The organism is Ruoffia sp. FAM 24228, from assembly GCF_045528575.1.
GTDB classification, from domain to species: Bacteria; Bacillota; Bacilli; order Lactobacillales; family Aerococcaceae; genus Ruoffia; species Ruoffia halotolerans.
In genome coordinates this window covers 21,311-33,404 of the sequence record NZ_JBGQQZ010000023.1, presented here as the reverse complement: position 1 = coordinate 33,404, position 12,094 = coordinate 21,311, and the positions used below count along the sequence as shown (strand labels likewise).

The following is a 12,094-nucleotide window of genomic DNA, read 5'->3' as shown; positions in this document are numbered from 1 at the left end:
TTTGTGGTTAATGAATAATCGACCTAGGAAATGCTTAGATTACCAAACACCTTTGGAAGTATTTTTACACGAACTCTTATTAATTGAGTAAATAAAAAATTGTCGCATTAATTATTGCAATTCAACAATTAATTATAACTTTTTATATTTTAATATGCTTTAAAGTTCATATAGAAAGCAATACATCAGATGTATTAACACACTTATTTGTTTTTAATTTTCAAAATATTTTACAGCATCTTGAACAACACCCACGCTTACAACTGTTCTTGCTTGGCGAATCGCATTAAATACTGCTTCGTCGTTGGAAGAGCCGTGTGCTTTAATTACTGGAGATTTTACGCCAAGTAAAACTGCCCCACCTTGCTTCGTATCATCTAGATTGTTAAGTGATTCTTTTAATGAGTCTTTAATTAAACCTGCACCAATTTTTGTTTTTAACCCAGAGTTTTTTAGCGTATCAAGTAACAATCCAACAACACTTTTAACAGTTCCTTCCAGAGTTTTTAAGACTGCATTACCTGTAAAGCCATCCGTTATGACGATATCAACTTCTCCAGTTAAGATTGATTTTGCCTCAACATTCCCAATAAAGTTAATATTATCTAATTGCTTCATTAAATCGAAAGCCTCTTTAGTAATTGAATTCCCTTTACCTTCTTCTGTTCCATTGTTTAATAAACCAATACGTGGATTTTCTACATTTAATACATTTTTAGCGTAAAAGTTAGCTAATACTGTAAATTGTTCTAGATTAACAGGTTTCACTTCAGCATTTGCTCCAGCATCCATTAAAATCACTTGAGGTGATTCTTTTGAAACTGTTGGAATAATTGGCATTAATCCTGGACGGTCAATATTCTTAATTCGTCCAACAACTAGTAAACCAGCTGTTAATAAAGCCCCTGTATTACCGGCAGATAATAAAGCATCTGCTTTACCTTCCTTGACATCACGTGCAGCAACAACCATAGACGAATCTTTTTTCCGTCGAATGGCTCTCACGGGTTCATCTTCTCCAGTGACAATCTCAGTTGTGTGAATGACTTTAATACGGTCATCTTTGACTAAGTATTGTTCAATACTTTCACTATCACCATATAAATTAATTTGGATATCGTTGAATGTTTTTATTGCTAAATTAGCGCCATCAACAATGGCTTTTGGTGCATTGTCGCCACCCATAGCATCGATTGCAATTGTAATCATTTTATCCCTCCACTATCTTTTTATTTCTATCTATACTAAATTTTTATTTGCTGGTTTGTCAACCAATTAATGATTGCATTAATTTCCTGATCTTCTAACTCTAAAGGGTGATTCAAATACCATGTAACTTCATCCTTGGCTACTTTGTGGATATGTTGATCTTCGAATAGATTGGCATACTTAAATTGAGGAATCCCGCTTTGGGCTAAGCCTAAGATATCACCCATCCCGCGTATCTTCATATCTTCTTGACTTATAATGAAGCCATCCGATTCTTGTTCCATAATTTCAAGTCGCTTTTTACCTTGTTCAGTTGTCGGCTTACCGATTAAGTAACAATAACTTTGTAGGTTACTACGTCCGACACGCCCTCTTAATTGATGCAACTGAGCTAAGCCAAAGCGTTCAGCTGAATGGATAACTATAATTGTCGCATTAGGTACATCGACTCCGACCTCTACCATCGTTGTTGCAACTAGAATTTGAAGTTCATTTTGTTCATAAGCATTCATCACTTGCTGTTGGTCATCTTTACTCAATTGACCATGTAAAGCTCCTACATTCCACTCTGGAAACTGTACGGATAATTTTTCTTTAATCGCATTTACATTTTCAATTTGTTCTAAATGTTCAGATTGATCAATGATGGGAAGAACATAGTATATTTGATGTCCTTCTTTTAATTCTTCCGCCATTTTATTATAAAGGAAATCAAGATTATCTTCATCGATTAATTTTGTTTCAATTGGTATTCTCCCTTTAGGTAATTGATCAATGGTTGATACTGTCATATCCCCATAGATTGTTTGGGCTAATGAACGTGGAATTGGAGTTGCTGTCATTTGTAAGATGTTTAAAGTTTCTTCTACTTCAACTTTCTCCATCAAAGCATGGCGTTGATCTACTCCAAACCGGTGTTGCTCATCAATAATTGCTATCCCTAATTGCTTATATGTCACAGCGGGTTGAATTAAGGCATGTGTTCCAATGACAATTCGAATTCTTCCACTTTCAAGTCCATCTAAGATGTCTTTCTTCTCTTTAGCTTTCATTGCACTGACTAAAATCTCGCTATGGTAACCCATGTCTTCAAAAATTCGATTAAAATTCACAACGTGTTGTTTAGCTAGGATTTCAGTTGGTACCATTAAGACAGCTTGATAACCAGCTAAAACAGCAGCCATCATGCCTAGAAATGCAACAAGTGTCTTACCACTCCCCACATCCCCTTGAAGCATGCGTCGCATAGGATAAGGCGCTAATAGGTCATAGCAAATCTCATTGACAGCCTTTTTTTGTGCTTCTGTTAATTGATAGGGTAATTGCGTAACGATTTCCTTTAAGTCATGATTATCATACAAGACTCGAATCCCCGTCTCTTTTTGAGATTGTTGCATGGTAGCTTGAAGTCGCCATTGGTATAAGAAAAACTCTTGAAAAATAATTTTTCGCTCAGCTTCTTTAAACTCTCGGGCATCTTTAGGAAAATGCATTTGATATAAAGCTTTATTTAACGGCAGCAATCGGTACTTATGATTAATATTATCAGGAATGACTTCAACTATTGAAGACGAGCTCGCTTCAAAGGCTGACTTTATCGCTTTAATGATTTGAGTCTGTTTTAAGCCTTTTGTCGTTGAATAGACTGGATTAAAATCACCATTATCTTCATTTAATTTAATAATCTTCATACCTAAGAGATTTTGTCGGTCACTTTGCCATTTTCCAAAGATTGCTTTCTCTTGACCGACTTCAACACTCTTTGCTAAATAAGGTTGGTTGAAGAAAGAAACACTAATAATATTATGCTCATCAAGACTCATTCTGAATGTCAATCGACTCTTACGTCCTCCAAAGTAATTTACAACTGCTGGAGTCACTACCGTCCCTTTAAGTGTTACCTTCTCTCCATCAAGAATTGACTCAAGCGGTCGTGCTTGTAAATCTTCATATCGAAAAGGAAAATGAAACATTAAATCTCGAATAGTATTGACACCTATGGAAGCAAATTTGTCCGTCGCAACTGGACCAACGCCATTTAGTTTATTAATTGTTTCATTCCAATTTAATTGATCCATAATTGACTCCTTTTTGTCATGGTTGATATGCAAAAAGGGAAAAGGAACAATATGCCCCTTTCCCCTTTGAATAGATTTATTCTACTGACATAATATACTCGTAAACAGGTTGGTCACCTTGAATCACTTCAAAATCTACCTCAGAGTATGTTGCTTCTAATTGTTCAATGACTTGTTCAACTAAATCTTCTTTTCCGCCTTCTCCAATGAAGATAGTTACAATTTCGCTCTCGTCATTAATCATATTATCTAAAGTATTGTATAAAGCATTCTCTACAAGAGGTTCAGATAAGATAATTTTCCCATCAACGATTCCCATAAATTCATCTTTCAGAATTTCAACGCCGTCTAGGTTTGTATCACGAATAGCATAAGTAATTTGACCAGTTGAAACCATTTCAATGTTTCCACTCATGGCAGCATGATTATCTTCAATCGTTCCTTCTGGATTAAATGCAAAAATGGCACTAATCGCTTCTGGAACAGTTCTTGTTGGTACAACCACTGCAGGTTTTTCAATCACTTCTGCTGCTTGTTCTGCAGCCATGATGATGTTTTTATTATTCGGTAATAGAATAAAACGTTCTGCTGGTATCGACTCCATCGCTTTAACAAAATCTTCTGTTGATGGGTTCATTGTCTGACCACCTGAAAGAACAACATCAATACCGATTGATTTCAGCATTTCAGTCATACCTTCACCTGCTGCAACAGCAATCACTGCATAATCTTTAGGAGCTACTGCAGTTGTCTGTTGTTGAGATAGAGCTTGATTGGCAGTTTCTAGATCACGCACTTGTTCACGCATATTATCTACTTTAATTTTGATTAACTCACCATACTCTTGACCTAATTGCATAATTTCGCCTGGGTCTTCAGTATGGATATGTACCTTCGCTATTTCATCGTCAGATACAACTAATAATGAGTCACCTTTTTCATTTAAGATATTACGGAACTCATCATAATCAAATTCTTTTTCAACGGTTGGACCATTACCGATACGAACCATGATTTCTGTACAATAGCCGAATGTAATATCATCCATTGACATTGGGTGTTCATTTGTTTCTTCGAATACCGCATGAGAATGCGCTTCTGACTTTTTAGAATGATCTTCAGAGATAATGACTTCACCAGTTAAACTTGATAGGAATCCCTCATAAAGGCAAAGTAAACCTTTTCCTCCACTATCCACTACGCCGACCTGTTTCAGAACTGGTAACATGTCAGTCGTTTTCTCAAGTGCAACACCTGCGCCTTTAACGATTGCTCGCATAATTTCAACGATGTCTGTTGTGTTTTTAGCTGCTTGTTCACCAGCTAAAGCCGATTCACGTGCAACTGTTAAGATTGTTCCTTCAACTGGCTTCATAACTGCTTTATATGCAGATTCTACTCCGCCAGCAAATGCTTTAACAAAGTATTCAGCATCAACATTCTCTTGATCTTCAATCGCTTTAGAAAAACCTCTAAAGATTTGTGATAGGATAACGCCTGAATTTCCTCGAGCTCCCATTAATAACCCTTTAGCTAAGGCTGTACTTGCTTCTCCAACGTGTCCTGAAGTATTTTCTTTTAATTTTTCAACACCAGAGATAAATGACATATTCATATTCGTTCCTGTATCTCCATCTGGAACTGGGAATACATTTAGTGAATTGATTAAATCAACGTTCTCTGTTAAACGATCTGCTCCAGCAATAATCATTGATTGAAATTCTGGTGCCGTTAACATAGTAAGTTCCAACTTTCGTCCTCCTTATAACTCATTGACTTTAGAATTTAGTCAACTTTTACTCCTTGAACGTGAACATTTACAAAATCTAGTGTGAATCCTAGTAAACGTTCGACATTATATTTTACTGTTTCTTGAATATTTTGACAGATGACAGATATTTTTGTTCCATAAGATACAAGAATATATACATCCACTGCCACTTTATTACCGTTTTGGGAAAGAACTACACCTTTGGCAAAATTCTCTCTACGTAAAATTTCTATTATATTATCACGAAAGAAACTTTTACTTACCATCCCTACGACACCGTAGTTATCAGTAACCGCTGCACCTACAACTGTTGCGATAACTTCATTACTTAATGTGATTTGTCCATTTGGGGTTGGAATATTTATTGCCATACAATCTCCTCCTATTGTTTATATCTTAGTTATTTTATCATAAACATCGTTATTATTCACTTAAATTGATATTACCAAACTACAACGGTTTGACAAAGGGAATTGTATTATATAAAAAATTCGTTCAAGTTTATGTTCGATTACAAATAAAAAAGCTAACTTGCTCAAAGCAAATTAGCTTATTTAAATAATATAACGAGATTAAACACGTTCAACTTTACCTGATTTTAATGCACGTGCAGAAACCCAAACTTTCTTAGGCTCGCCGTCTACCATAATGCGAACTTTTTGTAAGTTAGCACCAAAAGTACGTTTGTTTGCGTTCAATGCATGAGAACGAGTGTTACCAGATCTAGCTTTACGTCCTGTAAAGTAACATTCTTTAGCCATTAGTATTTCCTCCATTTCTTGCAGGAGCTTTGTCTCTGCTTTTTCATACCGTAATAATTTATCATATTTTTCATTCTTGTGCAAGAATTTTTTCAATATTTTCCATTTATAAAGCGGTTTTGTTTCTAAGAAGTAATATTAGTCTATCCAAGGTTATAAGTCAAGGTAGTTTTTGGATTGCACCCTATTTTTATGCTGTATGAATTAATAACCTTTTTTCTTATTGTACTCATTCTTAGCCAGTGTTCCGTAAGATAAATAACTATCAAGATTTTCTTTAAAAATCGGATAAATCGTATCTCTAAAATGTTCAACATTGCCAGAGATATGTGGCGTAATGACTAAGTTTTGTGTTTGCCATAATTTTGATGATTCTGGAAGTGGTTCCGGCGATGTGACGTCTAAATAAGCTCCCGCTAAAGTCCCTGCTTCCAATTCTTCAATCAGATGTTCATCTTTCACTGATTCACCTCGCCCGATATTCAAGAAGTAAGCAGTATCTTTCATATTAGCAAAGATTTCTTTATCAAAGAATAATTCACTTTCATCTGTTAAAGGCAATGCATTAATAACAAAGTCCATATCTGAAAGGATGTCTTGGCTACTTTCCATCGTGTATGAATGGTCAAAGGTTTGGATTGAACGGCCATTCGAATTCACGCCATATGTTGCCATTTCAAAAAACTTAGCTGTTCGAGCAATCTCTTGCCCAATTGAGCCTGTTCCATAAACTAATACCTTCTTGTCATTTAAAGAGAACATATTTGAAGCAATGCTTTTATCCCATTTACTTTCCAATTGATTTGTCATCGCTGGAATTATTCCTCTAGCAACTCCTAAAATATAACCAAATATATTCTCAGTAATTGGAACAGCATGGACACCACTCATGTTTGAAAGAAAAATATCTTTATCTTTTCTGAGACTTTCTGGAATTGCGTCAACACCTGCGGTATCTTTTTGAATCCATTTAAGTTGTTTTAAATCTGCTATGTTTTCACTTAATTCAGATCCCCAACCATAGACAATCTCAATATTTTTAATGTCTTCGGGTCTAATTTCATCTTTAACTCTTACATCATAGTCTTTAGCTGTTGCTTTGATTTCTTCTAATTGCCAATCTTTTGTAATGGCATAAACTGCAATGATTGGTTTTGACATATTATTCCTCCTACTTTCTTTCATTCACTCTAAGAACTAGAACGAGTCCTTGCTTGAATGATAGTTTCACCGGATGGTATTTATCGATAAACTCATTACTTATGAGTGCACGTGGATAGCCTATATCAGTAGTTCCAAGATTATACACAGCATTTTGGATACTTAATTGCTCTACAGCTGTTAAAGTGATGATGGATAAGTAATCTGGTAACATCTTTTCAGCGCTAATCTCATATTCTCCAGGGAAGAAAAATTGAAAGACATGATTCTTTTCAATAAACTTTATTCTTCCAACACTTTTTTTAAATCTTGGTTGATAAACCATCCAAATATTCGCTAGCATGTGATCCAAGCGGCCTTTCTTCTCTCCGATACCGCCTAGAATTAAACATTCTAACTCTGGAAACTCCTCTTGGACGATTTCTAAAGCTAATTCCATATCTGTATCATCTTTTTGAGCTGGATGTTTGATAATATGTGTCGCATTCTCTTTAATTAATTGGAATTCTTCTTCTGTCACTGAATCAAAATCACCGACAGCATAATCCAAGTAATAGCCAGCTTTAATAAGTTTTAAACTTCCACCATCCACACCAATATAATAAGTTTTGTGATTTTGGACATATTTAGGTATTTCTGAGACTGCTGGTTTTACAGCACCGCCACAGACCACTACATATTCTTTTTCTTTACTTTGCATCTTAACACCTTAGTTTCTTAATGAATCGATTGCTTCCTTGCGGTTATTGTGACTAAATATGTAAGAACCTGCCACTAATACATCTGCTCCTGCTTCTAAGCATTTCTTACTTGTTTCCTCATTAATACCGCCATCCACTTCAATCTCATAATTGTAGTTATTTTCTTCACGGAGTGCTTTTAGTTGCTTGATTTTATTCAAGCTTGATGGAATAAATGTTTGTCCACCAAAACCTGGATTCACTGTCATAGCTAAAACTAGATCGACATCTGCCAATACTGCTTCGATTGCTCCAACCGGCGTACCTGGATTAATTACGACACCCGCTTTCGTGCCAGTTTGTTTGATTTGTTGGATTACACGGTGAATATGTTTTGTTGCTTCAACATGAACAGAAATAATATCTGCGCCTGATTCAGCAACAAGTTCAATATAGCGTTCAGGTTCTTCAATCATTAAATGACAATCAAATGTTTTATCTGTTAGAGGTCGAATAAACTTCATAACCATCGGACCAAAAGACAAGTTTGGTACAAAATTTCCATCCATCATATCGATATGAATATAATCAGCGCCATTTGATACGATATCTACCAAATCGTCGCCTAATTTACTAAAATCTGCACTTAAAATTGATGGTGCAACTTTCATAAATAATCCCCCTACTATTTTTTCTTTTTATAAACAGGTTTTCTTTGCTCAATGCGTTCCATAATTTGTTCATAATTATTATAACGACTTTGAGCTATGACACCCGTTTCAACTTCGCTTTTAACATTACAACCCGGTTCATTTAAATGCAAGCATGACCGGAACTTACACAATTCTCCCGCTCTAGCAATCTCTGGGAAATAAAATCTTAAATCAGCTTTTTCGATATCCGGAAAGTCAATCGCGCTAAAGCCTGGTGTGTCAGCTAAAAATCCATCGTTAAATGGATATAAAGTAACTTCTCTAGTTGTATGTTTCCCTCGGTTTAAAGCTTCACTAATAATCCCTGTTTCAATATTCGCTTCAGGTAATAATAAGTTTAATAGAGTTGACTTTCCAACTCCTGATTGTCCCATTATGACGTATAAGCCTGTATCTATCAACTGTTTAATCTTATCAATATCTGATTCATTATTATTTAAAGTCACAACTGTATAGCCAGCTGGTGCGTAAACTCGATTAATCTCTTCAACTTTTCGGTCAGCTGCTTCTTGACCAACGGCTTCGACTAATAAATCAAACTTTGATAATAAGATAATTGGTTCGATATGATTCGATTCGATAGAGACTAAAAAGTAATCTAATAAATTATATGAGAAATCTGGTTCAACTAATGACGTCACAATCATTGAATAATCTACATTCGAAATACTAGGTCGAACTAACTCATTTTCTCTTGGTAATATTTCAATGAGACGACTCTCTGACTGACTATCTTTTTCATCAACTTCAATGACTACTTCGTCACCTACTAATGGTTTTTCATTTGTGTGTCGGAATAATCCTTTAGGTTTTGTGGCAAAACTTTGATTCTCTGTCCACACGTAATAAAATCCACTAATTGATTGATAAATGACACCTTTTTTCTTTTGCATAAAACCCTCCTTTTAAAAAAAGGTTAAATCCTCCAATACGAAAGATTTAACCTTGAAACAGTTACTGTGGTATTACATTATTACTTTCTTCATACACTTCACCATCTCGCAATATACGATATTGCCCCGTACCATTTGACGATATATATAAAGTTAATTCAATTAATTGTGACTCTGTAATTTCAAATTCTTCAGCGACTTCAGTAATATTATTATACTCATCACCGATAAAAACTTGAATTGTATTTGGTAATGGATTTTCTTGTTCTTCATCATTATCTTCATAAGTTGGTAAGTACTCAATATATACAGGAGTTAAAGCAGAATTGATTTCTTCTTCTTCAGGTCCCATTGAAACAACCACTGAAATCGTATCTCCAGGGTATAATGACGTTCCACTTTCTTGAGACTGACTAATAACTTGTCCTTCTGGGATAAACTCGCTGTACTCATAACCTACATCTACGAGTAATCCATAACCATCCGCAAATGAATGGACCATATCAAGTGATAAATTATAGAAATCTTGCATCGTACTAGATTCTGAATAACTACCCACCGTCATTGTGATGGGTGTTTCACCAGGTACAACACGTGTTCCGGGCTCTAAACTTTGTGCCATAATCGTTCCTGTCTGTGACGCATCATTAGTAAATAGGTCTTGACGTTCAACGATGAAGCCCGCTTCAATTAGCATTTGACGAATTGGTTCATAGCTTTGTCCCACATAATCGCCGATTTGAACTTGTTCTTCCCCACTACTCACGACTAGGTTTACTGATGAGTCTCTTTCAATCCGCTCGCCCATCTCTGGATCCGTTTCGATAACGTTACCTTGAACGACTGTGTCGTGCCAATTATTAATCACATTACCAACTGAAATATTCTCTTCTTCAAGTAATGCAATCGCTTCTGCTTGAGATAAGTTCTCAATATCAGGGACGGTTACATATCTAATCGTTTGATTATATAAAGCATACGCACCGAAAGCCAATAAGATTACTAATAATACAACAGATACTTGTATTAATAGCTTACTAAGTCGTTTCGGTCTTGAAATCGGAGGTAATTCATCATATTGAGGGATTTCCTCTTCTTCTTGAAGATCCTCTTTAACTTCTACACTTGATAACGTTTGACTTGCCGTACTAATTGGTTTAATCGGCGTCATAATTACCGTATCTTCTATATCAGTTTCTGGATCGAAGCGTTTTTCGTTCATTCGATTCACACTTAGACTCGTACTTAGATCATTTAACATTTCTTGAACAGAACTGTAGCGGTGCTCTAATGATTTTGCTGTTGCTCGCATGACCACATTTTCTAAACTTTGTGGGACATAATCTAAATGTTCTTTCACACGAGGAAATTCTTCTTGGAAATGCTTTAAAGCAACCGAAACAGCTGATTCACCATCGTAGGGAACTTCTCCAGTAATTAATTCGTAAAGAACCACACCTAAAGCATAGATATCTGATTTAACCGTTGCACTTCCACCACGCGCTTGTTCTGGAGATAAATAATGTACAGAACCAAGCAATGTATTAGTTTGCGTTAAAGATGTATCCGATAGGACGACTGCGATACCAAAATCAGTAATCTTCACTTCATTGTTCTCAGTAATTAGTATATTTTGTGGCTTAATATCACGGTGAATAATGTTGTGTCTATGTGCGACATCAATGGCTGATAGTATTTGGGACATAATATTAACGGCTAATTCTAAAGACACAGGTGATTTGTCACGGATAAATGTCTTTAAATCATTCCCCTTAACATATTCCATCACTATATATTGCTGACCATCTTCTTCATCAACATCATAAACTTCCACCACATTATGATGCAAGAGTTGACTCGCCGCCATGGCTTCACGTTGGAAACGGCGGATTGCATCTTGATTATCTTGGAAGTCAAAGCGTAATACTTTAACCGCAACATCACGATCTAATATCAAATCTCTGGCTAAATAAACATTTGCCATACCACCTGAGCCAACAAGCTGGTTAATAATGTAGCGTCCAGATAGTTTAGAGTTAATATCTATCATATCGTTTCACCATCCTCTAAGATTAAAGAATGGATGTTTCCAACAACAATAATCGTAATATTGTCTCGTCCGCCAGCTTCATTTGCTGCATCAACTAAAGATACGGCTAAATGATCAAAATCCTCCGTTTGTTGGAAGAAATCAACAATTTCTTCATGACTCACCATATTTGTCAGTCCATCAGAACAAAGCATTAAATGTTCGACTTCATTAATTGGTAACTCCAACAATTCATAGCCGACATCGGGTGTCACGCCAATTGATTGTGTAACAACGTTTCGTTGAGGATGTAAATTTCCTTCTTCTTCAGTAATCTCACCTGATTTAATTAATTCATTAACTAAAGAATGGTCTTCTGTTTTTTGAAATAAATGACCTTCGTTGAATACATAAGCGCGGCTATCCCCAACATGCGCAATTAAGACAAATTCCTTTGTAATTAATGAAACGACTAACGTCGTTCCCATTCCTGCAAGATGTCTCTCTTTTAATGATTCTTCATATAGATAAGTATTTACATCTTCAATAGCTTTTCCAATCCATTGCGATGCTTCTTCTTTTGTTAACTCCTTCGTTAACTGCTTAAATTGCTTTCCTAAATATTTTGTTGTAAGTTCACTCGCGACTTCACCAGCTTGGTGACCGCCGACCCCATCGCATAAGACAAATAGATATTGATTAAAGTCTGATTTAAAATAATCAGCATAATCCTGATTTGACTTACGCTGTTTCCCTACACTTGAATGGAGCGAAATTTGCATTGTTTCACCTCAGTTTT

General features: G+C 35.6%; 11 protein-coding genes. All 11 read right to left on the bottom strand.

What is annotated here, in order from left to right; genetic code table 11:
- Window positions 1-213: 213 nt before the first annotated feature.
- Window positions 214-1,209, bottom strand: coding sequence for a phosphate acyltransferase PlsX (plsX, locus tag ACEN33_RS05650; RefSeq protein ID WP_407090094.1), 996 nt, complete (start codon window positions 1,207-1,209; stop codon window positions 214-216).
- Window positions 1,210-1,244: 35 nt separating this feature from the next.
- Window positions 1,245-3,320, bottom strand: coding sequence for an ATP-dependent DNA helicase RecG (recG, locus tag ACEN33_RS05645; protein WP_407090092.1), 2,076 nt, complete (start codon window positions 3,318-3,320; stop codon window positions 1,245-1,247).
- A 43-nt stretch (window positions 3,321-3,363) separates the two neighbouring features.
- On the bottom strand, window positions 3,364-5,037 hold the full coding sequence (locus ACEN33_RS05640) for a DAK2 domain-containing protein (protein ID WP_407090091.1): 1,674 nt from the start codon (window positions 5,035-5,037) through the stop codon (window positions 3,364-3,366).
- Window positions 5,038-5,072: 35 nt separating this feature from the next.
- Window positions 5,073-5,429 (bottom strand): Asp23/Gls24 family envelope stress response protein, encoded by a 357-nt coding sequence (locus tag ACEN33_RS05635; protein ID WP_138405156.1) that lies wholly within the window; start codon window positions 5,427-5,429, stop codon window positions 5,073-5,075.
- A gap of 201 nt (window positions 5,430-5,630) precedes the next feature.
- Complete coding sequence (rpmB, locus tag ACEN33_RS05630; protein WP_138405155.1) at window positions 5,631-5,819, bottom strand: 50S ribosomal protein L28; 189 nt, start codon at window positions 5,817-5,819, stop codon at window positions 5,631-5,633.
- 204 nt (window positions 5,820-6,023) lie between these two features.
- Window positions 6,024-6,980: an NAD(P)-dependent oxidoreductase gene (locus ACEN33_RS05625; RefSeq protein WP_407090090.1), complete on the bottom strand. Its 957-nt coding sequence runs from the start codon at window positions 6,978-6,980 to the stop codon at window positions 6,024-6,026.
- 10 nt (window positions 6,981-6,990) lie between these two features.
- On the bottom strand, window positions 6,991-7,680 hold the full coding sequence (locus tag ACEN33_RS05620) for a thiamine diphosphokinase (RefSeq protein ID WP_407090089.1): 690 nt from the start codon (window positions 7,678-7,680) through the stop codon (window positions 6,991-6,993).
- Between the two features lie 9 nt (window positions 7,681-7,689).
- The gene (gene rpe / locus ACEN33_RS05615) at window positions 7,690-8,331 is read right to left on the bottom strand and encodes a ribulose-phosphate 3-epimerase (RefSeq protein WP_407090088.1); all 642 of its coding nucleotides are present in this window, start codon (window positions 8,329-8,331) and stop codon (window positions 7,690-7,692) included.
- Between the two features lie 14 nt (window positions 8,332-8,345).
- Entirely contained in the window at window positions 8,346-9,266 is a 921-nt protein-coding gene (rsgA, locus tag ACEN33_RS05610) for a ribosome small subunit-dependent GTPase A (RefSeq protein ID WP_407090086.1), read from the bottom strand.
- Window positions 9,267-9,327: 61 nt separating this feature from the next.
- Window positions 9,328-11,316 carry a Stk1 family PASTA domain-containing Ser/Thr kinase gene (gene pknB, locus ACEN33_RS05605; protein ID WP_407090084.1) on the bottom strand — a complete coding sequence of 663 codons (1,989 nt, stop codon included), beginning with the start codon at window positions 11,314-11,316 and terminating at the stop codon, window positions 9,328-9,330.
- Window positions 11,313-12,077, bottom strand: coding sequence for a Stp1/IreP family PP2C-type Ser/Thr phosphatase (locus tag ACEN33_RS05600; protein ID WP_407090083.1), 765 nt, complete (start codon window positions 12,075-12,077; stop codon window positions 11,313-11,315). The genes pknB and ACEN33_RS05600 overlap by 4 nt, the downstream gene beginning before the upstream one ends.
- Window positions 12,078-12,094 lie beyond the last annotated feature (17 nt).

Coding starts and splice junctions, on each gene's coding strand:
- plsX (WP_407090094.1), bottom strand. CDS start 1,209: ATGATTACAATTGCAATCGATGCTATGGGTGGCGACAATGCACCAAAA.
- ACEN33_RS05635 (WP_138405156.1), bottom strand. CDS start 5,429: ATGGCAATAAATATTCCAACCCCAAATGGACAAATCACATTAAGTAAT.
- rpmB (WP_138405155.1), bottom strand. CDS start 5,819: ATGGCTAAAGAATGTTACTTTACAGGACGTAAAGCTAGATCTGGTAAC.
- ACEN33_RS05625 (WP_407090090.1), bottom strand. CDS start 6,980: ATGTCAAAACCAATCATTGCAGTTTATGCCATTACAAAAGATTGGCAA.
- ACEN33_RS05620 (WP_407090089.1), bottom strand. CDS start 7,680: ATGCAAAGTAAAGAAAAAGAATATGTAGTGGTCTGTGGCGGTGCTGTA.
- rpe (WP_407090088.1), bottom strand. CDS start 8,331: ATGAAAGTTGCACCATCAATTTTAAGTGCAGATTTTAGTAAATTAGGC.
- rsgA (WP_407090086.1), bottom strand. CDS start 9,266: ATGCAAAAGAAAAAAGGTGTCATTTATCAATCAATTAGTGGATTTTAT.
- pknB (WP_407090084.1), bottom strand. CDS start 11,316: ATGATAGATATTAACTCTAAACTATCTGGACGCTACATTATTAACCAG.
- ACEN33_RS05600 (WP_407090083.1), bottom strand. CDS start 12,077: ATGCAAATTTCGCTCCATTCAAGTGTAGGGAAACAGCGTAAGTCAAAT.